Origin of the sequence: Geodermatophilus sp. DF01-2, assembly GCF_004571065.1 — a bacterium.
In the GTDB taxonomy this organism is placed as follows: Bacteria; Actinomycetota; Actinomycetes; order Mycobacteriales; family Geodermatophilaceae; genus Geodermatophilus.
Map to the genome: position 1 here is coordinate 1 of NZ_SPQN01000070.1, position 23,650 is coordinate 23,650.

At 69.2% G+C, this 23,650-nt stretch carries 18 protein-coding genes, 2 tRNA genes and 1 pseudogene; 16 read left to right on the plus strand and 5 right to left on the minus strand.

Annotated elements, in window-relative coordinates; all coding sequences use genetic code 11:
• The first annotated feature begins 117 nt into the window (after positions 1–117).
• The 6 genes from E4P41_RS16550 (at position 118) to E4P41_RS16575 (ending at position 4,927) form a co-directional block, all read left to right on the plus strand.
• Positions 118–705, plus strand: coding sequence for a methyltransferase domain-containing protein (locus E4P41_RS16550; RefSeq protein ID WP_135142367.1), 588 nt, complete (start codon positions 118–120; stop codon positions 703–705).
• Positions 702–2,216 carry a glycosyltransferase family 4 protein gene (locus E4P41_RS16555; RefSeq protein WP_135142368.1) on the plus strand — a complete coding sequence of 505 codons (1,515 nt, stop codon included), beginning with the start codon at positions 702–704 and terminating at the stop codon, positions 2,214–2,216. Before E4P41_RS16550 ends, E4P41_RS16555 begins: the two co-directional genes overlap by 4 nt.
• Before the next feature lie 61 nt (positions 2,217–2,277).
• Positions 2,278–3,330, plus strand: a complete 1,053-nt coding sequence (locus tag E4P41_RS16560) for a glycosyltransferase family 2 protein (RefSeq protein WP_167761130.1) — start codon at positions 2,278–2,280, stop codon at positions 3,328–3,330.
• On the plus strand, positions 3,269–4,228 hold the full coding sequence (locus E4P41_RS23805) for a Gfo/Idh/MocA family oxidoreductase (RefSeq protein ID WP_348536503.1): 960 nt from the start codon (positions 3,269–3,271) through the stop codon (positions 4,226–4,228). The genes E4P41_RS16560 and E4P41_RS23805 overlap by 62 nt, the downstream gene beginning before the upstream one ends.
• Before the next feature lie 46 nt (positions 4,229–4,274).
• Positions 4,275–4,598, plus strand: a complete 324-nt coding sequence (locus tag E4P41_RS16570; protein ID WP_135142371.1) for a hypothetical protein — start codon at positions 4,275–4,277, stop codon at positions 4,596–4,598.
• Positions 4,598–4,927: a M48 family metallopeptidase gene (locus E4P41_RS16575; protein ID WP_135142372.1), complete on the plus strand. Its 330-nt coding sequence runs from the start codon at positions 4,598–4,600 to the stop codon at positions 4,925–4,927. The genes E4P41_RS16570 and E4P41_RS16575 overlap by 1 nt, the downstream gene beginning before the upstream one ends.
• A 1,556-nt stretch (positions 4,928–6,483) precedes the next feature.
• Here E4P41_RS16575 and E4P41_RS22745 read toward each other — a convergent pair.
• From E4P41_RS22745 to E4P41_RS16600, 4 genes are all read right to left on the minus strand, one after another.
• Positions 6,484–7,167: a DUF262 domain-containing protein gene (locus E4P41_RS22745; RefSeq protein ID WP_209307760.1), complete on the minus strand. Its 684-nt coding sequence runs from the start codon at positions 7,165–7,167 to the stop codon at positions 6,484–6,486.
• A 415-nt stretch (positions 7,168–7,582) separates the two neighbouring features.
• On the minus strand, positions 7,583–8,509 hold the full coding sequence (locus tag E4P41_RS22265; protein ID WP_167761132.1) for a hypothetical protein: 927 nt from the start codon (positions 8,507–8,509) through the stop codon (positions 7,583–7,585).
• Positions 8,510–9,120: 611 nt separating this feature from the next.
• A tRNA-Gly gene (locus tag E4P41_RS16595) sits at positions 9,121–9,194 on the minus strand.
• A 131-nt stretch (positions 9,195–9,325) separates the two neighbouring features.
• A complete protein-coding gene (locus E4P41_RS16600) occupies positions 9,326–10,600 on the minus strand; it encodes a cytochrome P450 (RefSeq protein WP_135142375.1) in 1,275 nt (424 codons plus the stop codon).
• A 635-nt stretch (positions 10,601–11,235) separates the two neighbouring features.
• Here E4P41_RS16600 and E4P41_RS16605 point away from each other — a divergent pair.
• The 7 genes from E4P41_RS16605 (at position 11,236) to E4P41_RS16635 (ending at position 18,672) form a co-directional block, all read left to right on the plus strand.
• Positions 11,236–12,690 carry an amidase gene (locus E4P41_RS16605; RefSeq protein ID WP_135142376.1) on the plus strand — a complete coding sequence of 485 codons (1,455 nt, stop codon included), beginning with the start codon at positions 11,236–11,238 and terminating at the stop codon, positions 12,688–12,690.
• A 30-nt stretch (positions 12,691–12,720) separates the two neighbouring features.
• Positions 12,721–12,794: transfer RNA gene (locus tag E4P41_RS16610), tRNA-Pro, on the plus strand.
• 131 nt (positions 12,795–12,925) lie between these two features.
• Positions 12,926–14,422, plus strand: a complete 1,497-nt coding sequence (gene tig, locus E4P41_RS16615) for a trigger factor (RefSeq protein WP_135142377.1) — start codon at positions 12,926–12,928, stop codon at positions 14,420–14,422.
• A 345-nt stretch (positions 14,423–14,767) separates the two neighbouring features.
• Entirely contained in the window at positions 14,768–15,367 is a 600-nt protein-coding gene (locus tag E4P41_RS16620; protein WP_135142385.1) for an ATP-dependent Clp protease proteolytic subunit, read from the plus strand.
• A gap of 19 nt (positions 15,368–15,386) precedes the next feature.
• On the plus strand, positions 15,387–16,013 hold the full coding sequence (locus E4P41_RS16625) for an ATP-dependent Clp protease proteolytic subunit (protein WP_135142378.1): 627 nt from the start codon (positions 15,387–15,389) through the stop codon (positions 16,011–16,013).
• Positions 16,014–16,291: 278 nt separating this feature from the next.
• Entirely contained in the window at positions 16,292–17,563 is a 1,272-nt protein-coding gene (gene clpX / locus E4P41_RS16630) for an ATP-dependent Clp protease ATP-binding subunit ClpX (RefSeq protein WP_135142379.1), read from the plus strand.
• A gap of 191 nt (positions 17,564–17,754) precedes the next feature.
• Positions 17,755–18,672: a hypothetical protein gene (locus E4P41_RS16635; RefSeq protein WP_135142380.1), complete on the plus strand. Its 918-nt coding sequence runs from the start codon at positions 17,755–17,757 to the stop codon at positions 18,670–18,672.
• A 58-nt stretch (positions 18,673–18,730) separates the two neighbouring features.
• On the opposite strand, the gene valS is transcribed toward E4P41_RS16635, so the two are convergent.
• Complete coding sequence (gene valS, locus E4P41_RS16640; protein WP_135142381.1) at positions 18,731–21,316, minus strand: valine--tRNA ligase; 2,586 nt, start codon at positions 21,314–21,316, stop codon at positions 18,731–18,733.
• A gap of 42 nt (positions 21,317–21,358) precedes the next feature.
• Here valS and E4P41_RS16645 point away from each other — a divergent pair, with 42 nt between their 5' ends.
• The 3 genes and pseudogenes from E4P41_RS16645 to ndk form a co-directional block, all read left to right on the plus strand.
• A complete protein-coding gene (locus E4P41_RS16645; protein WP_135142382.1) occupies positions 21,359–22,714 on the plus strand; it encodes a folylpolyglutamate synthase/dihydrofolate synthase family protein in 1,356 nt (451 codons plus the stop codon).
• Positions 22,711–23,100, plus strand: a complete 390-nt coding sequence (locus tag E4P41_RS16650) for a DUF4233 domain-containing protein (protein WP_135142383.1) — start codon at positions 22,711–22,713, stop codon at positions 23,098–23,100. Before E4P41_RS16645 ends, E4P41_RS16650 begins: the two co-directional genes overlap by 4 nt.
• An 11-nt stretch (positions 23,101–23,111) precedes the next feature.
• Positions 23,112–23,551: pseudogene (gene ndk, locus E4P41_RS16655) on the plus strand (nucleoside-diphosphate kinase); the annotation flags it as partial.
• Between the last annotated feature and the right edge of the window lie 99 nt (positions 23,552–23,650).

A 23,650-nucleotide genomic window follows, 5' to 3' on the forward strand; every position in this document is an offset into this window, starting at 1 on the left:
CAGCGACACCTGATCCGGACGCACGGCCTCAGGATGATCCACGGCCGGGCACGCTGACACCGCCGACGGGACGAATCGGTCCGCCACGCCGACAACTACATGATCAACTTAGGCTAAGTGGCATTGGGCCCTGGTCGTTGGCTAGCGGCCCAATTGCGGCTCCGCCTGCTGGCTCTCGACGTCTCTTCTGTCGCGCTGGGGCAGCAGGTCGTCGAGGTCGGGCGGCCGGAACGTGCGCCTAGTGATCTCGGGATCATGTTGCTGCAGGCAGATGCGGAGCAGCTTCCTCTCGGCGACCAACTCGTCGATGCGGCAATCTGTATCGACAGCCTTCAATCAGCCGACAATGCGGTGTTACTTCTCGGTGAACTGCGGCGCGTGCTCAAGAGGTCTGCTCCTGTGGTGGTCTCGTGTTGGCGGGTTCGTGAGGACGCGAGCGGCGTCGCTCGTTCAGTGCCGGCAAGACTCGAGCGGAATATTGCCGATGCGGCGCTATCCTGCGGCTTCGTTATCGAGGTCACGGAGGTCCGTGCGGCCGATCGGGCGGCTGAGTTGCGCCTCGCTCATCGCGCGCTGCAATTACAGCAAGACGGAGCCCTCGAGGATGACGAGTTCCTCCACAGAGTGGCTTCCGAGGCCACCTGGACACTCAGGAACGAGGATGTCTTCGAGCGCATCCTGCTGGTTCTACGGCGTGCCCGATGACTGTGCTCGGCAGTGCGGCGTCACACGACGACCAAGTGAGCTTCTCGGTGACTGTCAATCAGTATGCGAACTCGATGGGGATGCATATCGCCGGAAGTGTCGGCGTGGGTGAATGGCCCGGGCGAATCGAGATCAGAGTCAACGGCGCGCGCCACAACTTGAGACTCGGCGTCACGCCAGCAGGGGAGCGCGACTCCTCGACCGATCGGTGCTTCTTCACCGGCGCTGTCGCGGTTCCCCACGACGATGAGACCGTCCGGCTCGAGTTGTTGGTCACGGGAGGAGACGGACGCCATATCTGTTCGCGCACTGTCGGAGTCAATCTTCAGCGGGCTTTGTCAGTCGAAAGCTCTCAGTGGATGGTGCAGCACACGCCCGTGGGCGAAGGGCGCCTGATCGTGGTGCCACATCGAGACGATGTCGGGGGCGCTCAGTGGTGGCTCCGCGAGGTGAGGTCGGCGGCCGACACTGCCGGCTTCGTGCAGGATGTGATCGGGACAGAATGCGTAGGCGGCTCGACGCCTTGGGGTCCCGCCGGCATGTGGGGCTGCACCAGCGACGAGGAGTACACCGGTTTCGTCCGGGCTTATCGACGGCGGTTGGAGGCTTCACGACCAGCTGTCGTTCTTGTGAACACTGTCGAAGGTCTGCCGGCCGCGCATGCGGCTCTTGAGCTGGGGTGGCCTGTCGTTTGGGCGATCCACGAGAGCTACGGGCCAGGGCGGCTGTGGGTCAGTACGCACGGCGCTGCGGCGCCGCCAGATCGGGCCGTAAGGGCGCTGGAGGAGTGCCTTCGCAACGCCGTCGTGGTCTTCTCCTGCTCGGCGGCAGCTAGCCTCTATGACACCTACCTACGGCCCGATCGGACATTCGTAATCCCGTTCCATAGGGGACGTGAGGCCGGTGCGGCTGGCGCGCTGTCCCGCGGGGAGCTCGGTCTGGGCGTCAGTGACGTCGTTGTCCTGTATGTGGCCACCATCGAGCAGCGCAAGAATCAGGTGCCTCTGCTCGAGGCTGTGCGACGCGCGAGGCTGATGTGCCCAGGCCTTCGCCTGGTGCTCGCCGGGCCAGGGGAGCCTGCGTACACAAGCTACTTGCGGCGGCGCATCGCGGAGCAGCTGCCGGACGACGTCGTCCTGCTCGACGCCCCGGTCGTCAGCGACCAGCTTCTGCCGCTTGCGGACATATGCGTGTCGACGTCTGATACTGAGTCGCGATCCGCCTGGCTGACCCAAGCCCTCGCTTTCCGCAAGGCCATTCTCGCGATGCGAGCGACTGGCTTCGAGGAACTGATCACCGATGACGTTGACGGCCTGCTTGTCGAATGTGGGAACTATGTCCATTTCAGTGATCGGTTGGCAGAGCTCGGGTCGTCTCAGCGGCTGCGACAGCGGCTGGGCGAGGCTGCGGGGGTGAAAGACAGAAGCCTGTCGCGCCGCGACTGGCCGAAGGATGTCGTTGCCCTGATTCGGGGAACCGCAGCGTCGTGGGGGGCGGCTTCGGATGTCTAGGGTCGCCCGACTGAGGCAGAGGGTAACCGAAAGCGAGCGACTATCCCGCATCCTGGCATCCGTGCCCAAGTTGATGGGAGCGCGGGGTATTACCTCACCACCCATGAAGGGTGGTTTAGCTGTCGGCTGTGTGGTGCGCGACGCCGAAGAGTATGTGGACGCGTTCATCGAGCACTACATATCGCTCGGAGCGGAGCAGATCCTGTTCCTCGACAACGGCTCGCTCGATGGCACAGTCGAGCGGATCCAGCGTCATCCAGCGTTTGGGTCACGGGTCCACTTGAACTTCTGTCGGTTGAGGTACGGGCGCTGGGAAGTGGCGCTCAAACAATTCCTCGCCAACGTGCTCGGGGAGGCGGGGGGATGGGTACTCGTTGCGGACATAGACGAACATTTGAGCCTGCCCTTCGCGAGTCAAGATGCTTACGGGCTTCGAGCGGTTCTCGGCTACCTAGACGAGTGTGGCTACTCAGTTGTGGTCACGCAGATGATCGACGTCTTCCCGCCCGTGCTCCTCTTCACTGGTTCACAACCGCTTAATGTCGCCGAACATCGCTACTTCGAGTGGCAGTCCGTGAATGCGCATGAGTACGCGTCATTCGTCCGCATGACACGATGTGCGGTTATTGCTCCCGAAGAGGTTGGACTTGCATTCCTAACTGATGGCGTACGCCACCGTCTATATGGCCTGCAGCGACCGTTGTGGCTGACAAAACACTCGCTGCTTCGGCCGAGCGCTGGTGCTTGGCTTCGGCATGCTCATCTAGCTCAGGCCGGGCAGGTTGCAGACTTTTCTTGTCCGCTCATCCACTACGCGTTCACTGGAAGGCTGCGCGAGAAGGTTGAGGCAGTCGTCCGACAGGGGCGGTATGGCGCGAGTGCGAACGAGGAGTACCGGCGCTACGCAAGAAGACTCGGGCAGCTCGAGTCTGTGCGAATAGCGTCTGAAGGGGCGACCCCGTTGACGTCGCCGGCAATGCTGGTAGAACGCGGACTAGTGGTCGCCTCAAGACGCTATAGGAAGGAGATGCAGAAGAGCAATGCTGAAGCCTATGCGGATTGGGTTCCTCGGGGCGGGTTACGTGGCGAGGCGTCATGCGAAAGCGCTGGTTGAGGGAGACCTAGCGGAGGTAGTGGGTGTAGTCGATCCATTACTGGAAGCGCGCGCCGAGTTCGGTCGAGTGGTTAGCCGGCCCGTCGACGCGTACGCGACCGTCCATGACTTGTTAGCGCAAGCGCGTCCGGATGCCGTTTGGGTGTGTCTGCCACCAGATCAGCGTGGGGAACCGGAACTTCGCTTAGTCGAGTTGGGTGTACCTTTCTTCGCCGAGAAGCCGCTCGCGGTGAATTTGGAGGTGGCCCGAGACATCGCAACGGCAGTGGAACAGTCGGGTGTGACGACCGCTGTTGGTTATCATTGGCGGCACTTGAGCGGCATAAGGATCGCTCAAGAGCAACTCGCGAGCAGGTTGGTTCACCTAGCAGTTGCTCAGTGGCATGACGGATTGCCCGGACAATCCTGGTGGGCGACTCGCGAGCGATCAGGTGGCCAAGTCGTTGAGCAACTTACCCACCTCCTGGATGTTTGCCGCTTGTTCATGGGAGAGCCCGTTGGGCTCGGCGGGATGGAGGTGGCGCGCCCCACGACCGCCGCGTTGAGCCGCGGGGGTGACGTGCCGGCGGCCACAGCTGGGGTAGTCGCCTTTCAGAATGGTGGCGTCGCTAGCGTGAGTTGCTCATACGCGATGCATCGTCGGCACCGCGTGCAGATCGAACTAATCAGTGACGAGCTATCACTCGTCCTCTCCGAAGAGGACCTGACCGTGACTGGACCGGGTGAGGTCCGGCGCTACAGTGAGGAAGCGGATGTCTTTTCATCGGAAGTGCAGAACTTCCTGGAGGCCATCCGCGAGGGGCGGCCTGTTGTGATGTCCTACGCGGAAGCACTGAAGAGCCACGAGCTAGCGGTGAAGCTGGCAGAGGCCAGTCGTCTGCCGAGTCCTAGAGGATGAAGCGGGCCGTCTCCCTGGGCGTCATGGGGCCGAATAAGCGGCGGCGATGGACGAGATCGCCGCGCTCGTCCTCGAAAAGGAACGAGCTCGTGAGGCCGCTCAGGCCAGCGGTCTGAGCGACGTCGGCTTTGCCGTGCACTGGCAGCTCAACCGCGATAATGCCCTCACGGCCGCGGGTCTGGATACGGTGGCGGTCGCCCACGAGGTGGAGTCCGTGGTGGCGAAGTTCCCGAATTGGGCGCAGAACGCCGATGAGCGCCGCCGTCTTCGCCTCAACCTCTACAAGCCCGTCATTGGGCTCCCGGACGAGCAGCGCAAGGCAGCAGTCGAGCAGATCATGCAGGTGCTGGAGCGGACGGCTGAAGACTGATGTCCTCCCTGTATCCCGACCAGCAACTCAAGCGGCGAGTCATGGCGTGGGCGCTCCGGCTCAAGGTGAACCCTCAGCGCGTAAACATCGCCGACCTGCCCACCAAGTGGGGGTCTTGCACCAGCGATGGTGTGGTGACGTTCGCCGACGAGCTCGCTGAGACTGACGAGGCCTTTCAGGACTACGTGATCGTCCACGAACTCCTGCACCTGCGGTACCGCACGCACGGCAAGCGGTTCCACGCCATGATGTCGGCTCTTGTCCCGGACTGGCGGGAGCTTGCCCGGCAGAGCCGTCACTCCACTGAGCGGTCAATCGGTCACGGATGACGGCGTTCCAAGCAGAGGCCAAGAGGGGGCAGGGGGGCGCACCTCAACGTCGCGGCCGGATTCCGAGCCGCTGTCGCGCTCGTGCTGACCGATGATGCGGACCGCCAGATGGTGCAGGACGCGTATGGCCCTCGCGGGTTGAACACCGTCCATATGGGTCAGCTGGACTCCCATGAGGTTGCCGAGGGTGCTCCGTTCCTGATGCCGTGGGGACGCAATGACCGTCTTGAATTTGAGGGAACTCTGCGGCGCACGCGTACAGCGGGGGCGTCCCTCTGTTTGGCCGCATTGATGAACCGACTGCCACCGAAACGGGCTCTTACAGCTGATGAGCTGGTCCGTCCTGGCGGTTGACCCCACGCGCCAGGATGGCTGCCCCGGTGCGTGATCTTCTCTTCGAAGCACCAGGGCAGGCCTGCCACGCGGTCGGTCGGCGCCACCGGGCGGGGCTCACAGCTGGTCGAAGTAGCTCCGGATGACCTCCGCCATAAGCCGGCGCCGCCGGTCGAGGAACTCGGGGTAGGAGGCTGCCGTCACCGCGAAGATGTCCTCGGGGACCGCGTTCTCCTGGAGGTTGGTCTCGAGATCCGCGCGGTCGACGATCTCGCCGAGCGACAGCTTGCCTGTGTCGATCTGGGTGAGCAGCTCGGCCATGTAGGTCGCCGGCGGCTTGTTCGAGATGCTGATGTTGATCGACGTCTCGGTCAGGGCGAAGTTGGCGACCTGGTTGTAGTCGCCCCGGTCCGGGAAGCCGTTGTTGCGCAGGTAGTCCTTGGGGACGATGTGGTGGATGTCCCCGGACTGCTGCTGCATCGCGGCGACGGTGATCGACCTGGACAGAAACCCGCGCTTGCCGGTGGCGACCTGCGCGGCGAGGAACACCTGGAAGAACGGACTCGAGGTGCTGGTGGTCTCCAGGTTCGCAGGCAGGGCGACGTTCCAGAAGCCGTCGGTGAGCTTCGACTCCTCGATCTGCTTCAGGTAGGCGGCGGCGCCGACGGCGCCGATGCGTCGGATGTCCTGCTCCCAGGTCGACTCGAAGCTGCCCGAGTGCCGCTGGGTCAGCATCGACATGACGAACCAGCGCCGCACGATGCGCTTGCGCTCGCCCTCAGTGGTCGTCTCGTCCGCACGTAGCCGCAGGTAGAGGGCGTAGGCGAAGTTGAGGGCGTTCTTCGAGCCGATCATCCCGGGCACAATGAAGCCAGCCGACTTGATGATCATCAGGAAGTTCTCGAAGTGGTACTTCTTGACGATCTGCAGTAGCGCCCCCTCCAGTCGGTCGTAGGCGGCGGGGATACGGGCCTCGTCGACGGTGTGCGTCTCCGGGTCGCGCCCGGACAGCTCGCTCACGATCGACGACGCCTTGCCGCGGCTGAAGCCGACCAGGCCGGCGATGCGGATGACGTCGCCGTAGGCCGGGTCGTAGAGATCCTCGGCGACGTCCTTGAGCCACGCGATCGAGCTCAGGTAACCGCTGCCGGCGAACTCCTTGTCGTGCTCGGCGATGTCGCTGTAGGCGTGCGGCGCCACTGCGAGGTGGCAGAAGTAGTCGATCACCTTGCGCAGGTTGCGGCCCCGCTCGCCGTAGGTGGCGATCTTCGACATCGCGAAGTCGGCGCTCGACAGCGGCACGCCCTTGGAGTTGATCCGGATGAAGATCTCCGTGACTGTCTCCACCTCGAGGTCGTCTTCCAGCTGGATGATCCCGATCTCGCGTTTTTGATCCGCTCCAGCGCGGTGAGGTTGGCCTCGACCATGGCCTTGTCGACGTCAGGGTTGGCCGCGAAGTAGTCGCTGTAGAAGCTGTAGGTCGAGGGGGCGTTGAAGAGTTCGCTGATGTCGGAGATCCACTGGGCGTTCTTGTCGATCACCGGTGTGAGGGTGGCGAACTCCTTGGTCACCGGGTTGAAGGCGATCTTGATGCGGATCGAGCGATACCGCTTGTCGATGACCTTGAGGCCGGCGACGGCGGCGCGGAGCGCAGTGATGCGTTGCTGGCCATCGATGAGGATCTGCTGGTGCGCCGCGACCTGGCCGCCCTTGAGGTGAGCGCCGACCGACTGCCAGGTGATCAGGTAGCCGACGGGGTAGCCCTTGTAGAGGGAGTCCATGAGGTCGCGGACCTTGACGCTGTCCCAAACGAACGGTCGCTGCAGCTCCGGGATTGCGATCCGCTCAGCGCGCACGTCCTCGAGCAGCTGCGTGACGGCGGACTGGATCACCCGGTACTTGGCCATGCTGCTGTCTATCAGGCGTACGGGCCCCGTTCCGGCACCCGGAGGTCGTCGCGATGTCGCCTGCCATCCCCGCGACACGGCGGATCAAAGTGGCGAGCGAGCCCGGTGGCGGGCGGGCCGCCGGCGTGGGGGAGCGGCGTCTTGTGGCGGCTGGTCCCCTCCGAGCGACGAGGACGGACGGCTCCCACCGGACGCCGCCGCCGTCGATGCGAACTGCACCGTCCATCGTGCGGCACCGCGGTGTGCGTGTGCCGCCGCCATCAGGCGCCTCCCCTCGTCCGCTGAGCGGTAGGGCGGTCTGCGGCCCCTCCATCTGATCGGTCGCGCGCGCGGGCGATGTCCGCGTCGCGATTGTCTGCAGCGTGCTGGTACAGGAGCTCGGCGGAAGGGGAAGGAGCGCCCCCACCGCTCGCGCTCACAGGCGCATGCCGTCGGTCGTCCAGTTGTAGGCCGCCGTCTTCTCCCAGGGGTCGCCGTTGACCGCCTCGTGGTATCGACGGTCGTTCAGGGGGAACCGGACGCCGGCCGAGGAGGAGGCCCACAGGGAAGCGAATAGAAAGTTCTCCCCGAGCTGATCGAGTAGGGCCTTCGCCACCTCCGGCGCGTAGTGCCAAACGAGCGCCTTGGCGAACTCGTCCGGGAGCTCGTCGTCGTCGTCGCTGAACGAGGCGAACCCCCGACGTTCGCTGAGCTGTCCCCACACGAACGCCGGGACGAGCGGCTCGGGGCCACAGACCTGATCGCCCATGTCCCACCACTCGTCGACGTGCTCGGTCTCGTGGGCGTACGCGTGGAAGACGCGGTAGAGCTTGGTCAGGGCCAGGAGCCTCGCGACCGCCTCAGCCCGGTCCACCGGGTCGCCGACCCCGGTCAGGCCCGCCTTATGGAGCGCCGACCACGCGTACCTGAGCCAGGCGTGCTCTGAGCCCTCGTACCAGACGTCCGACCACTCCTGGGCCAGCTCGCCGACCACCGCCCAGCCGGTCTCCTCGTCCTCCGCCTGCGCCTCGTCCGCGTCCTGCGGCTCGTCCTCGTGGTCCTCTTCCTCGCCGTCGTCCTCGTCGTCCTCGTCGTCATCCTCCTCGTCGCGTCCCGCCGGGTGCCGCTGCTCCTGCATCCAGCGTTCCCAGACGGCATCCGAGTCGCCTAGTTCGCGCATCCAGGTCCCGAGCCGGCCGGGGTCTAACCGGTCCCGGGCCGTGTAGAACAACCGGGCCAGCCCGGCCTCGCTCCAACCGGCCAGGTCCTCGTCCGTCAACCCGTAGTCCCGCAGTTCGGCGAGAAAGTCCGCCCGGAAGGCGGCCTCGTCGAAGACCGGGCGGGGCCGCGCTCCGTTCGTCATGATCGGACCCTAGGTCCAAGCGGCCGTGGGGAGGACGAACTCCTCACTTGGAGCACCCGAGCCGTTCACAGCAGCAACGTGCGGGGGAGGTTCCCGGCGCCGCTCGCTCGGTGGGCGGCGTCACCGGATGGCAGCTAGGGCCACGTCGCCGTGGTTGCAATTCTGCTCGCAGTTGGCTCAATTCGCGGCCACGCGCCGGAGTTCGCGACGGTTCAAAACGGCAGATCACGCGGCTTACAGAACGGCTGCGAACCGCCACGAAGATCATCACGGCCTGGCAGTGTGCGGAACCTACGGGCGCAGGAGGCTGCCGTCACCGGCGGAAGAACTTGCGCCTCCGCGAGGACCGTCCCCCGCAGCAGCCGTCCGCCTTAAGGAGGGCGCGGCGCCTTGCACAGCACGATCGGCGGAGGCCCGCACTCGACGGGTCCCCGCCTGTCGGCTCTCAACCCCGCCACTCTGAGTCTCATGCCGGCGGGCGCCGCGGCCGTGCCTTAAGCAGCGGTCAAGACCGGTGGTCAGCGGTCCACAGCGGTCAGCACCGCTAAGGCACGGACGGAGCGGCACTGCCGGCCGAGCTGCACAAACGGGCATCTGAGCTGGTCAGGAGGTGGAGCGGGTGACCGGGATCGAACCGGCATGGCCAGCTTGGAAGGCTGGGGCTCTGCCATTGAGCTACACCCGCGTTGCCTCGACAGCGTAGCCGTGCCTGCGGCTCCCGCCCGAGCGGGGGCGGCCGAGCCGGCACGGGTGTCGCATGCCTGGCCGTGCGTGGCCGGCGGAGGCGGCCGGGGAGGCTGCGGCCGCGCGTCACGGTCAGGCCGGGGGCGCAGGCACGTACCGGACGGGGAAGGTCTTGATCCCGTTGATGAACATCGAGCGCAGTGGGCGGAGTGCCCCGGTAGGGGCGATGTGCGGCATCCGGTCGGCGATCACCTCGAACATGATCTGGACCTCGGCTCGGGCCAGGTTCGCGCCGAGGCAGAAGTGCGGTCCACCACCGCCGAAGGCCACGTGGAGGTTGCGCGTACGCCGGATGTCGAAGCGGTCCGGCTCGGGCAGCAGGTCGGAGTCCCGGTTCGCCGCCGAGTAGAACAGGCCCACCCGCTCGCCGGCCCGGATCTGCTGCCCGGCGAGCACGTAGTCCGACATGGCCGTGCGCTGGAACTGCATCACGGGAGTGGCCCAGCGGATGATCTCGTCGGCCGCGGCCCCCGGGCGCTCCCGCTTGAAGAGCTCCCACTGCTCCGGATGGTCGAAGAACGCCTTCATCCCGTGCGTGATCGCATTGCGGGTGGTCTCGTTGCCCGCGACCGCCAGCAGCAGGAAGAAGACGTCGAACTCGCTCACGCTGAGCGCATGGCCGTCGACCTGCGCGTGCAGCAGATCGGTGATGATGTCCTGCCGAGGCTCCCGCTGGCGCTGCTCGGCCAGCTCGTTCGCGTAGAGGTACATCTCGGTGGAGGCCACCTGGGCGTCCTCGGGGCTGGTCTGGAACTCCGGGTCCTCGAACCCGATCAGCCGGTTGGACAGATCGAAGATCCTGCCCCGGTCCTGTGCGGGGATGCCCATCAGCTCGCAGATCGCCAGCAGCGGCAGCTCCGCGGCGACATCCTTGACGAAATCGCCTTCGCCCTTGGCGACCGCGCGGTCGACGATGCCCTCGGCGAACTCCCGCAGGCGGGGCTCGAGGCCGCGAATCGTGCGGGGCGTGAAAGCCCGCTGGACGGTCTCACGCAGCCGGGTGTGCTCCGGCGGGTCCATGTTCAGCAGGAGCAGCCGCATGGTCTCCAGCGAGTCGCCGCCGGCCTGCTCGCCGGTCTGCAGCAGGCTGCCCAGCTCCCGGGAGGAGAAGATGTCCGGCTGGCGGGACACCTCTCGAATGTCGGCCGGACGGTTCACCGCCCAGAAGCCGTCCCCCGAGGCGCCGGGCTGCGGGTGCCAGAAGACGGGGGCCTCCTCCCGCATGCGGGCGAACGCCCCCAGTGGCATGCCGGCGAGGAACGTGTCCGGGTTGACGAGGTCGATGTCGACAGGGCAGCGCGGCCGGGCGTCCGTCGACGCGGACTGGGGCGTCTTCGCGGCGCTCATGTCATCTCCAGAGTGTCCGGGGATCGTGGGCTCGGGGCGTGGGCTGCCGGGCCATCTGTCGACCGAGAGGACCAGTCCGCTGGTGCGTACACCTGGCTCCGCGATGCCGGGGACTATCTCGACGCCGGCGACCTGGTCGGCCGCGCTGCCACGGACCTGACGCGTGTCCCCGGAGATGCCCTTCGTGCCACCCCGAGCAACCTCATGGCCGTCAGCGCGTTCCTCAGTCTGGCCGACCTGACGCTCGTGCAGAAGCGGGCTGTTCGGCCAGTGCAGCCAGAAGTCGGACATCCCGAACTTGCTGCGGATCTGCCGGTCCGGCCAGCTGATGCTCGACGAGATGATCGCCCGGCGGTGGACGATGGATCAGGTCGCCCGGTCCTACGACGACATGCACGCCGCAGGAGCATCAGGGGCATCGTCCTCTTCGGCTGGTCGGTGGTTCGCTCCAGCGGCCCCCGGCACCGGTGATCCCGGTCGCCCACGCGCCGGACCCGACGTCCCCTGCGCCACGCCCGGACCAGCCTGATCGCCAGCGGCACCCCTCGAGGGGGACGAGCGGCCTGAGCCGACCGTCGGCGGGATCGCGGTCGGCGGCCAGGTCGCCGGCGAATGCGCTTGCTACGGTCCGCCGGGTGACCGACCCCACATGGCTCGATGCGACCGCCCAGGCCGAGCTGGTGCGCAGCGGCGAGGCGAGCCCCAAGGAGCTCGTCGAGGCGGTGATCGAGCGCATCCAGCGGGTCGACGCGCAGCTCGACGCGGTCGTCCGGCGCCGCTTCGACGCCGCCCGCGCCGAGGCCGCCGGCGACCTGCCCGCCGGGCCGTTCCGAGGCGTGCCGATCCTGCTCAAGGACCTCGGTTGCCACGTGGCGGGGGAGGAGACCCACTACGGGACGTCATTCCTGCGCGACGCCGGCGCACGCTGGCCCACCGACAGCCACCTCGCCCGCCTGTTCCGCGCCGCCGGGTTCGTCTCACTCGGCCGCACCAACGTCCCCGAGTTCGGCACCACGGTCACCACGGAGCCCGCCGCCAACGGTCCGGCCCGCAACCCGTACGACCCCGGCCGGTCCACCGGGGGTTCCAGCGGCGGTTCGGCGGCCGCCGTCGCCGCAGGGCTGGTGCCCGTCGCGCACGCCGGCGACGGCGGCGGCTCGATCCGCATCCCGGCCAGCGCGTGCGGCCTGGTCGGGCTCAAGCCGACCCGCGCCCGCGTCAGCCAGGGCCCGGACGTCAGCGAGGGCTGGGCGGGCGCAACGATCGACGGGGTCGTCACCCGCTCGGTCCGCGACACCGCCGCCGTCCTCGACGCCATCGGCCACCCGATGCCCGGCGACCCCTACGTCGCGCCGCCGCTGCCCCGGCCGCTGGCCGAGGAGGTCGGCGCACCGGTGGGCCACCTGCGGGTCGGACTGCTCGACGCCGACCCGGGCGAGCAGTACCTCGACCACCCGGCGTGCCGCGCCGCGGTGGAGCGGACGGGGCGGCTCCTCGAGGAACTCGGCTGCGCCGTCGAGCCAGGGACGCCGGACGCGATGTTCGACCCGCTGTTCCCGCGTTTCTTCACCACCACGATCGCCGCGGACACCGCGCTGACCCTCTCGGTCATCGAGCGGTCCGCCCTCGGGCGGGCCGTCGCCGACGAGGAGCTGGAACCGCGCAATGTGATGTACCGCGCGGTCGGACGGGAGATGACCGCGGAGACCTACCTCGGCGCCCGGGCGTGGCTGGGGTCCTGGACCCGCCGGATGGCGACCTGGTGGGCGCCCCCCGAGCTCGGCGGCGAGGATTTCGACCTGCTGGTGACCCCGACCGTGGGCGCGCCGCCGCCGGAGCTCGGCTGGTTCACCGCCGCGGGCCCGCGGCAGGAGGGGCGGCGGATCAACAGTTTCATCCCCTACACGGCCCAGTTCAACGTGACCGGGCAGCCCGCCATCAGCCTGCCGCTGCACTGGGCGGACGACGGCCTTCCCGTCGGCGTCCAGCTGGTCGCCGCCTACGGCCGGGAGGACGTGCTGGTGCGCGTGGCCGCAGCCCTCGAGGAGGCGGCTCCGTGGGCGCACCGCCGTCCGGCCGTGTCGGCCTGACTCCGGGGACGCCTAGACTCCCGTGCGCCACGGGGTGTGGCGCAGCTTGGTAGCGCACCCGCTTTGGGAGCGGGGGGCCGTGGGTTCGAATCCCGCCACCCCGACCGGGGGTGCTGCGGCTCCACGTCCCGCCACCCCGACCATCACCCGTCGTCTCTAGACTCGTGGGTCGACCCGGCGTCGTCCGTCCTGCCCGGCGCCCATCCCTGTCTGTCGATCGAGGAGCACTGCCGCTGTGAAGAGCACCATCGAGGAACTGGGCCCCACGCGGGTCCGGATGGCGATCGAGGTGCCGTGGGGGGACCTGGACCACGCCTTCGGTGAGGTCTACAAGGAGCTCGGCCGCCAGGTGCGCGTGCCCGGCTTCCGCCCCGGCAAGGTGCCCAACCGGGTGCTCGATCAGCGGATCGGCCGGCCGATCGTGCTGGAGCAGGTCGTCCAGCACGCCATTCCGGAGGTCTACTCCGAGGTCGTGCGGGAGAACCAGGTGCACGTCCTGGGCCAGCCCGACATCGAGGTGACCCGCCTCGACGACAACGACACCCTCGCCTTCACCGCCGAGGTCGACGTCGCTCCCAAGGTCGAGCTGCCCGCACTGGACGAGCTCGCGGTCACCGTCGACGACGTCGAGGTCGCCGACGAGGAGATCGACCAGCAGATCTCGGTCATGCGCGAGCGCTTCGGCATGCTCACCGGCGTCGACCGGCCCGCCCAGGACGGCGACTTCGTGTCCATCGACCTCGAGGCCAAGCTCGGCGACGACGTCCTCGAGGACGGCTCGACCACCGGCATGTCCTACGAGGTCGGCTCGGGCAACCTCATGGAGGGGCTCGACGACGCCGTCCGCGGGCTGTCCGCCGACGAGTCGACGACCTTCCAGACCGCGCTGCTGCAGGGCCCGGACGCCGGGGAGGCGGCGGACGTCACCGTCACCGTGCGGTCGGTGAAGACCAAGGAGCTGCCGGAGCTGGACGACGAGTTCGCCTCCACCGCCAGCGAGTTCGACACCCTCGAGGAGCTGCGGGACGACGTCCGCACCCGGCTCGCTCGCACCAAGGTGCTGCAGCAGGGGGCGCAGGCCCGGGACAAGCTGATCGACCACCTGCTCGAGACGATCGAGGTGCCGATCCCGGAGAAGCTGGTCGACCGCGAGATCGAGTGGCGTAACCGGGCCATGCAGAACGAGCTGCAGCAGGCCGGCATGGACTGGGACTCGTTCCTGCAGATGGCCGGTGTCGAGAGCCGCGAGGCCTACGACGCCGACCAGCGCACGAACATCGAACAGGCGGTCCGGACCCAGTTCATCCTGGACGCCGTCGCCGACGCCCGTGAGGTCACCATCGACAACGAGGACCTGTCGGCGCAGGTCATGGCCCAGGCCCAGCGCAACCGGATGAGCCCCGAGCAGTACGCCCAGCAGCTGCAGCAGGGCGGCAACATCGCCGAGTTCGTCGCCGACGTCCGCCGCACCAAGACCCTCGCCCAGCTGCTGGAGCAGACGACGATCACCGACGCCTCGGGCAACGTGGTCGACCTCGAGGCCCTGCGCCCGAAGACGGTGCAGGCGCCGGCCGCCGACGACACCGACTCCGAGGACGCCGCCACCGAGGACGCCGCCACCGAGGACGCCGCCACCGAGGACGCCGCCCCCGAGGAGGAGGTCGCCGCTGCGGCCGCCGTCGAGGCGACCGAGGGCGCGACCACGGACACCGAGGACGCCGCCAGGAGCTGAAAGAGGACCCCGTCCTCCCCGCGACTCGCAGGCTCGCCGCGGTGCCCGGGACGGGGCCGCGCCGCGACGACGCCGTCCTGCCCCGCGCCCCGGGGATGGACGGCGTCGCGCGTCCCGGGCACCGGTCGCTGCGCCGACGGCGAACACCCCCGGCGTCGGGACTGCCCCCTCCCGCATGCGCGTTAGGGTCGACGCAGACCCTGGCGAACACCGGGGAGGCCACACCCCAGCGGCGTCCCCGGTGTTCGCACCACCAGCCCCGCCCAGCGAGACCGACTGCCCGACAGTCCAACGGAGGTCACCGCACCCGTGAGCACCAACCCGAACCCGGCGAGCGCGCCGCTCATGCGTGCCGCCGCCGGGGGGATGAACCTCAACGACTCCGTCTACGAGCGCCTGCTGCGCGAGCGCATCATCTTCCTGGGCACCCAGGTCGACGACGTCATCGCCAACCAGCTGGCGGCCCAGATGCTGCTGCTGTCGGCCGAGGACCCCAAGCGCGACATCCACCTCTACATCAACTCGCCCGGCGGCTCGGTCAGCGCCGGCATGGCCATCTACGACACCATGCAGTTCATCGACTGCGACGTGGCCACCTACGGCATGGGCCTGGCCGCCTCGATGGGCCAGTTCCTGCTGACCGCCGGCACCAGAGGCAAGCGCTATGCCCTGCCGCACGCGCGGATCATGATGCACCAGCCGTCCGCTGGCGTCGGCGGCACCGCGGCCGACATCGCCATCCAGGCCGACCTGTTCCGGCGTACGAAGCGCGAGCTCAACGAGCTGCAGTCCTTCCACACCGGCCAGAGCATCGAGCAGATCGAGAAGGACTCCGACCGCGACCGCTGGTTCACCGCGCAGGAGGCCCTCGAGTACGGCTTCGTCGACCACGTGGTGAGCCGGGCGGCGATGACCGACCAGGCCAACCCGGTCACCGACAACTGACGGCTCGGAGGAGACGACCATGAGCTTCCAGATGCCCTCCAGCCGTTACGTGCTGCCCTCCTTCGTGGAGCGGACCAGCTACGGCATGAAGGAGTCCAACCCGTACAACAAGCTCTTCGAGGAGCGGATCATCTTCCTCGGGGTGCAGATCGACGACGCGTCGGCCAACGACGTGATGGCCCAGCTCATCACCCTCGAGTCGGCCGACCCGGACCGCGACATCACGATCTACATCAACTCGCCCGGTGGCTCGTTCACCTCCTTGATGGCGATCTACGACACGATGATGTTCGTCCGTCCCGACATCCAGACCGTCTGCATGGGCCAGGCCGCCTCCGCGGCCGCCGTCCTGCTCGCGGCCGGGACGCCGGGCAAGCGACTGGCGCTGCCGTACTCGCGGGTGCTCATCCACCAGCCGTCGGGTGAGGCCGGCGGTCAGGTGTCGGACCTGGAGATCCACGCGGCGGAGATCCAGCGGGTGCGCTCGCAGATGGAGGAGATCCTCGCGCGGCACACCGGCCGGTCGGTCGACCAGGTCCGCACCGACATCGACCGCGACAAGATCCTGACCGCCGACGAGGCCAAGGCCTACGGCATCGTCGACCAGGTCATCCAGAGCCGGAAGCTGAACGCACTCCCGGCCTGATGCTCCGTGACCGGTTCGGGTCGAGGGCGCGCGTGTCGCGCGCTCGACCCGTACCGTCGGGGGGAGCGGGACGCATGTGGTCAGGCATCGGTCGGGTCGGGCGAGTCATCGCCCGTCGGGGTCGGTGCCGGCAGGTACCGTCGGCGAGCGCCCGATCCCCGGACGTCAGGGCCGGGAGGAGAGCCTCGCGGAGTGCGGGGCCGTGTACGGGACAGCACCAGTTCACACGCAGGCGCCTGGCACCAGGAGCCGGATTCCCCCGAGGTGGAGGTCAGCAGGTGGCACGAATCGGTGAGAGCGGTGACCTGCTCAAGTGCTCGTTCTGCGGGAAGAGCCAGAAGCAGGTCAAGAAGCTCATCGCTGGCCCCGGGGTCTACATCTGCGACGAGTGCATCGACCTCTGCAACGAGATCATCGAGGAAGAGCTCTCGGAGTCGTCGGACCTGAAGTTCGACGAGCTGCCGAAGCCCAAGGAGATCCACGACTTCCTCGAGCAGTACGTCATCGGCCAGGACAAGGCCAAGCGCGCGCTCTCGGTCGCGGTCTACAACCACTACAAGCGCGTCCAGGCCGGCAACGCCGGCGGCCGGGACGACTCGGTCGAGCTGGCCAAGTCCAACATCCTGCTCATGGGCCCGACCGGCTGCGGCAAGACCCACCTCGCGCAGACCCTGGCCCGGATGCTGAACGTCCCGTTCGCCATAGCCGACGCCACCGCCCTCACCGAGGCCGGCTACGTGGGCGAGGACGTCGAGAACATCCTGCTCAAGCTGATCCAGGCCGCCGACTACGACGTCAAGCGGGCCGAGACCGGCATCATCTACATCGACGAGGTCGACAAGATCGCCCGCAAGAGCGAGAACCCGTCGATCACCCGCGACGTCTCCGGCGAGGGCGTGCAGCAGGCGCTGCTGAAGATCCTCGAGGGGACGACGGCGTCGGTGCCCCCGCAGGGTGGCCGCAAGCACCCGCACCAGGAGTTCATCCAGATCGACACGACGAACGTGCTGTTCATCGTGGGCGGCGCCTTCGCCGGGCTGGAGAAGATCATCGAGCAGCGGGCCGGCAAGCAGGGCATCGGCTTCGGCTCGGAGATCCGCAGCAAGAAGGAGATCGACGAGGCCAACGCCTTCGCCGAGGTCATGCCCGAGGACCTGCTGAAGTTCGGGATGATCCCCGAGTTCATCGGCCGGCTCCCGGTCATCACCAGCGTGGAGAAGCTGGACCGCGAGGCGCTGATCAACATCCTGACCGAGCCGAAGAACGCGCTGGTGCGCCAGTACCGGCGGCTGTTCGAGCTCGACGGGGTCGACCTCGAGTTCACCGACGACGCCCTCGAGGCGATCGCCGACCAGGCCATCCTCCGCGGCACCGGCGCCCGCGGCCTCCGGGCGATCATGGAGGAGGTCCTGCAGTCGGTGATGTACGACGTCCCCAGCCGGGACGACGTCGCCTCCGTGGTCATCACCAAGGAGGTCGTGCTCGAGCACGTGAACCCGACGATCGTGCCGCGCAAGCCCAGCCGTGCCCCCCGCGAGAAGAGCGCGTAAGACCTGCTCGCCGACGGCCCGCTCCCACGCCCGGGGGCGGGCCGTCGCGCGTTACGGGACCCGAGCGTGTGCGCGGACGCCCGGTTCTGCGCCGGCCTGGAACCGGGCGTCCGCGCACACAGTCGGCCGACGCCGTCCACAGATCGCGCGACCGGCTCCCACCGCTGGCGCCGCTCGACCAGTCTCGACGCGTGTCGCACGACCTGTCCGCGGTCGTCGGGCCCGACGGGTGGGTCACGTGGGAAGCCCTGACCGCCCGCGTCGACCGCAAGACCGTCACGGCCTGGCTCGACAGCGGCCGCCTGCTCCGCCTCCACCGCGCCGTCTACGCGCTGCCGACGGCGGTGACGGACTGGCGGACCCGTGTCGAGGCAGCGGTGCGCACCTGCGGTGGGGTGGTCAGCCACCGCTCGGCGCTCGCCCTCTGGGGACTGATCCCTCCGGGCGGGCCCGTCCACCTCACCGTCGAGGTCGCTCGGAGCGCTCGGGGCACCACGGGCATCGTCCTCCACCGGACGCGGGCCCTGACCGACAGCATCCGCCGCATCGAGGGCCTACCCGTCTCCTGGGTCGGGAGAGCGGTCGTCGACTGCTGGGGCCGGCCGGCGGGGATGACCCGGGCAGAACTGCGGGCGGTCACCATCGAGGCGGTTCGGCGCCGGCTCTGTTCCCCGCGCGAGCTTCGCTACGAGCTCGAGCGCAGGCCCTGTCTGCCGGGTCGAGCCGCGCTCGTCGAGCTCCTGCGGCTCCTGGCCGACGGCTGTCGCAGCGAGCTGGAGATCTGGGGCTGCCTGGAGGTGTTGCGTGGCCCGGGGATGCCGCCGTTCGTCCAGCAGCGCCGCGTGACGGTCGCCGGCCGGACGTTCTTCCTGGACGCCGCTTACGAGGACGTCCTGCTCGCCGTCGAGATGGACGGCGCCACCTGGCACGGCTCGCGTGTCCAGCGGAAACGGGACATCAGCCGGGACGCGCTTCTCGGGACGATCGGCTGGCAGACCCTGCGCTCCGGTTACGCGGGCATGACCGGCTCATCGGCGGCGTGCCGCAGCGAGATCCTCGCCGTCCGGTGCACCCGGCTGCGCCTCATCACCGGCAACGGCGTGCGTTGATCGGCAGGTCCTGGCGGGCGACCTGCCGATCAACGCACAGCGACGCGGTGCGCGACGGTCAGGACTCCGCGGGCGGGGCGAGGACGACGTCCACCGCGAGCGGGCCTTCACCGGCGGTGACGGTCAGCGACGCGATCCGGCCGGCCTCGACCAGGTCACCGCGCGCCGCCTCCAGCAGCGCCACCTGCTCGGTCGGCGCGGTCACCGTCGCCGTCTCGACGTCGGCCCGCATGGAGACCTTCGCGTCGGACTTGGCCTTCCGGACCCCGGTCAGCGCCGTCGCCACCACCGACACCACCGCCGGGTCACCGCCGGCCGGCAGCTCGGTGGCGGTCGGCCACAGCGCGCGGTGCACCGAGCCGGACTGCCACCAGGACCAGACCTCCTCGGTGACGAACGGCAGCACCGGGGCGAACAGCCGCAGCTGCACCGACAGCGCCAGTGCCAGCGCGGCCCGGGCGGAGTCGGCGGCCGGCCCCGACCCGTAGGCGCGGGACTTCACCAGCTCCACGTAGTCGTCGCAGAACGACCAGAAGAACGCCTCGGTGACCTCGAGCGCGCGGGTGTAGTTGTAGGCCTCCATCGCCGCGGTCGCCTCGTCGACCACGCCCGCCAGCCCGGCCAGCAGCCCGAGGTCGACCGGCTCGGTCACGGCCGAGGCCGACAGGTCGGCGGACGCCCCCAGCCCCAGCACGAACTTGCCGACGTTGAGGATCTTGATGGCCAGCCGGCGGCCGACCTTCATCTGCGCCTCGTCGAACGGCGAGTCCGCGCCCGGCCGGGCACCGGCGGCCCGCCAGCGCACCGCGTCTGTGCCGTAGCGCTCGAGCACGTCGATCGGCGTGACGACGTTACCCTTCGACTTCGACATCTTCTTGCGGTCGGGGTCGACGACGAAGCCGGAGATCGTGGCGTGCGTCCACGGCACCGTGCCGTGCTCGAAGTGCGCGCGCACCACGGTGGAGAACAGCCAGGTCCGGATGATGTCGTGGGCCTGCGGGCGCTGGTCCATCGGGAAGACGTGCGCGAACAGCTCCGGGTCGGTGTCCCAGCCCGAGGCCACCTGGGGCGACAGCGACGACGTCGCCCAGGTGTCCATGACGTCGGGGTCGCCGATGAACCCACCGGGCTTGCCGCGCTGGTCCTCGGTGAAACCGTCGGGCACGTCGGACGACGGGTCGACCGGCAGCGCCTCCTCGGGAGCGAGCAGCGGCGCGGAGAAGTCCGGCTCACCGGAGGCGTCCAGCCGGTACCAGACCGGGAACGGGACGCCGAAGAAGCGCTGCCGGCTGATCAGCCAGTCGCCGTTGAGGCCCTCGACCCAGTTCTCGTACCGGTGCCGCATGTGCTCGGGCACCCACTGGATCTCCCGGCCCCGCTCGATGAGGGCATCCCGCAGGTCGGCGTCCCGCCCGCCGTTGCGGATGTACCACTGCCGCGTGGTGACGATCTCCAGCGGCCGCTCGCCCTTCTCGAAGAACTTCACCGGATGGGTGATCGCCTTCGGCTCGCCGTCCAGGTCGCCGGACTCGCGCAGCAGCTCCACCATCCGCTGCTGGGCGCTGAACACGGTCTTCCCGGCCAGCTCGGCGTACGGCCCGGCCGGGACGCCGGGCGGCGGCTCGGGCAGCAGCCGGCCGTCCCAGCCGACGACCGCGCGAGTGGGCAGCTGCAGCTCGCGCCACCAGGTGACGTCGTTGAGGTCGCCGAAGGTACAGATCATCGCGATGCCCGAGCCCTTGTCCGGCTCGGCGAGGCGGTGTGCGACCACCGGCACCTCGACGTCGAAGACCGGGGTGCGCACGGAGGAGCCGAACAGCGGCTGGTAGCGCTCGTCGTCGGGGTGGGCGACCAGCGCGACGCAGGCCGGCAGCAGCTCGGGGCGGGTGGTCTCGATGTAGACCGGGCCGTCAGCCGCGTGGAACGAGATCCGGTGGTAGGCGCCGGGGCGCTCGCGGTCCTCGAGCTCGGCCTGGGCGACCGCCGTCCGGAAGGTGACGTCCCAGAGGGTCGGTGCCTCCTGGGCGTAGGCCTCGCCGCGGGCGAGGTTGTGCAGGAACGCCCGCTGGGCGGTGGCGCGGGAGGTCGCCGAGATCGTCCGGTAGACGTTGGTCCAGTCCACCGACAGCCCGACGCGGCGCCACAGCTGCTCGAAGGCCTGCTCGTCCTCGGCGGTCAGCCGCTCGCACAGCTCGACGAAGTTGCGCCGCGAGACCGGCACCTGGTCCTTGCCCGGCTTGGCCGGGGGCTGGAAAGCCTCGTCGTAGGGCAGCGAGGGGTCGCAGCGGACGCCGTAGTAGTTCTGCACCCGCCGCTCGGTGGGCAGCCCGTTGTCGTCCCAGCCCATCGGGTAGAAGACGTGCTTGCCGCGCATCCGCTGGTAGCGGGCGACGACGTCGGTGTGCGTGTAGCTGAACACGTGCCCGACGTGGAGCGATCCGCTGGCCGTCGGCGGCGGGGTGTCGATCGAGTACGTCAGCTCCCGCGGCGCTGACAGGGCAGCCGCGCGGTCGAAGGCGTAGGTGTCGGCCTCCGCCCAGCGGGCGGCCCACTTCTCCTCGAGCCCGTCCAGCGACGGCTTCTCCGGTACGCCGACCAAGGCTCCCGGCGCGGCGGTATCCGGGGTGCGGGTGTCGGTGACCATGTAGCTGAGTCTAGGAAGTGGGCGGCTGGCATCCTGGGGAGGATGAGCAGCGGCGGTACCGGTGATCTGGCCCGGGTGGAGAAGGAGCTGCTCGCGCGCTGGCCGGAGACCCGCCTGGAGCCCTCGCTCGGCCGGATCTCCGCCCTGGTGGACCTGCTCGGGTCCCCGCACCGCGCCCACCCGGTCGTCCAGGTCGCCGGCACCAACGGCAAGACGACGACGGCCCGCATGGTCGACGAGCTGCTGCGCGGCTTCGGCCTGCGAGTGGGCCGCTTCACCAGCCCCCACCTGCAGTCGATGCGCGAGCGGATCGTGCTCGACGGCGCGCCGGTGAGCGCCGAGCGGTTCGTGGAGACGTACGACGACATCGCGCCCTACGTGCACATGGTCGACGCCGCCGGTGAGCACCCGATGAGCTTCTTCGAGGTCATGGTCGGCATGGCCTACGCGACCTTCGCCGACGCCCCGGTCGACGTCGCCGTCATCGAGGTCGGCATGGGCGGCACGTGGGACGCGACCAACGTCGTCGACGCACGGGTCGCCGTCGTGACGCCCGTGGCGCTGGACCACGCCGAGTACCTGGGGCCGGACGTCGGCACGATCGCCGGCGAGAAGGCCGGGATCATCAAGCCCGACGCGGTCGCGGTGCTGGCCCGCCAGCAGCCAGCGGCGCTGGACGCGCTGGTCAGGCGCGCCGTCGAGGTGGAGGCCGTGGTCGCCCGCGAGGGCACCGAGTTCGGCGTCCTCGACCGGCGGGTCGCCGTCGGCGGGCAGCAGCTGCGGCTGCAGGGCCTGGGCGGGGAGTACGAGGAGGTCTTCCTCCCGCTGTTCGGCGCCCACCAGGCGCAGAACGCCACCACCGCGCTGGCCGCGGTCGAGGCGTTCCTCGGGGCGGGGGCGGCGACCGGGCCGATCGACGTCGAAACCGTGCGCGCCGCGTTCGCCGCCGTCCGCTCGCCCGGCCGGCTGGAGCGGGTGCGCACCAGCCCGACGGTGCTGGTCGACGCCGCGCACAACCCCGCCGGCATGGCCGCGACCGTCGAGGCGATCCGCGAGTCCTTCGACTTCACCAGGTTGGTCGGCGTGGTCGGCGTGGTCCACGGCAAGGACGTCTCCGGGATGCTCGCCGCGCTCGAGGAGGTGTGCGCCGAGCTGGTGGTCACCCAGAACAGCTCGCCCCGCGCGCTGCCCGCCGACGAGCTGGGCGCGCTCGCCGTCGACGTCTTCGGTGCCGACCGGGTCAGCGTCTCCCCGCGGCTGCCCGAAGCCCTTGCCGAGGCGATCGAGCTGGCCGAGGCCGGCCCGGACGACGCCCTCGGCGGCTCCGGCGTGTTGGTCACCGGCAGCGTGATCACCGCGGGGGAGACCCGGACCATCCTGGGCGGGCGGCCGGCGTGACGGCGCCGGACCCGGTGCGGGCGGCCCGGGCGCTGCGTGGGGCTGCCGCCGGCGTGCTGGTACTCGAGGGCATCGCCGTCCTGTTCGTGCCCCGGGGCATCGCGCAGACCGAGGAGGGCCTCGGCGGCGTCCGGCTGACGCTGCTGCTCGTGCTGGCGGCCGTGCTGATCCTGGCCAGCGGGATCCAGCGCCGTCCGCAGGGCCTGGTCGTGGGCACCGCCCTGCAGGTGCCGCTGCTGCTCACCGGCCTGATCAACGGCGTGATGTGGTTCGTCGCCGGCGCGTTCGTGCTCATCTGGCTGTACCTGCTGCAGATCCGCAAGGAGCTGCTGGGCTCACCCTTTCGCGACCCGGCACCACGGGGGGACGGCGATCCCGCCGCGTAGGCTCCGCGCTCGTGTCCGAAGCCACCGCAGAACGCACCCTGGTCCTCGTCAAGCCCGACGGCGTCGCCCGCGGCCTGGTCGGCGAGGTGATCTCCCGCCTGGAGGGCAAGGGCCTGCGCCTGGTCGCCGCCGAGCTGCGCACCCTGACCCGGGACGTGGCCGAGGAGCACTACGGCGAGCACCGCGAGAAGCCGTTCTTCGGCTCGCTGGTCGAGTTCATCACCGGCGGCCCGCTGCTCGCGCTCGTCGTCGAGGGCCCGCGGGCGGTGGAGGCGTTCCGCGCGCTGGCCGGCGCCACCGACCCGGTCAAGGCCGCCCCCGGCACGATCCGCGGCGACTTCGGCCTCGAGGTGCAGAACAACATCGTCCACGGCTCGGACTCCGACGAATCCGCCGCTCGCGAGATCGCGCTGTTCTTTCCGCAGCTGACCGGAAAATAGCCACCCGCACTGGGGCTCGGCGAGCGCGCTGCAGCGGACCTCGGCGGCAATCGGCGAGGTCGGCTCGAGTGTGGGGTCAGGCTGCTGCGGTGAGGGTGACGGTGTAGCCG

Coding starts and splice junctions, on each gene's coding strand:
- E4P41_RS16555 (WP_135142368.1), top strand. CDS start 702: ATGACTGTGCTCGGCAGTGCGGCGTCACACGACGACCAAGTGAGCTTC.
- E4P41_RS16620 (WP_135142385.1), top strand. CDS start 14,768: ATGCGTGCCGCCGCCGGGGGGATGAACCTCAACGACTCCGTCTACGAG.
- E4P41_RS22265 (WP_167761132.1), bottom strand. CDS start 8,509: ATGACGAACGGAGCGCGGCCCCGCCCGGTCTTCGACGAGGCCGCCTTC.
- valS (WP_135142381.1), bottom strand. CDS start 21,316: ATGGTCACCGACACCCGCACCCCGGATACCGCCGCGCCGGGAGCCTTG.
- E4P41_RS16575 (WP_135142372.1), top strand. CDS start 4,598: ATGTCCTCCCTGTATCCCGACCAGCAACTCAAGCGGCGAGTCATGGCG.
- E4P41_RS16600 (WP_135142375.1), bottom strand. CDS start 10,600: ATGAGCGCCGCGAAGACGCCCCAGTCCGCGTCGACGGACGCCCGGCCG.
- E4P41_RS16645 (WP_135142382.1), top strand. CDS start 21,359: ATGAGCAGCGGCGGTACCGGTGATCTGGCCCGGGTGGAGAAGGAGCTG.
- E4P41_RS23805 (WP_348536503.1), top strand. CDS start 3,269: ATGCGGATTGGGTTCCTCGGGGCGGGTTACGTGGCGAGGCGTCATGCG.
- E4P41_RS22745 (WP_209307760.1), bottom strand. CDS start 7,167: ATGGCCAAGTACCGGGTGATCCAGTCCGCCGTCACGCAGCTGCTCGAG.
- E4P41_RS16570 (WP_135142371.1), top strand. CDS start 4,275: ATGGACGAGATCGCCGCGCTCGTCCTCGAAAAGGAACGAGCTCGTGAG.
- E4P41_RS16625 (WP_135142378.1), top strand. CDS start 15,387: ATGAGCTTCCAGATGCCCTCCAGCCGTTACGTGCTGCCCTCCTTCGTG.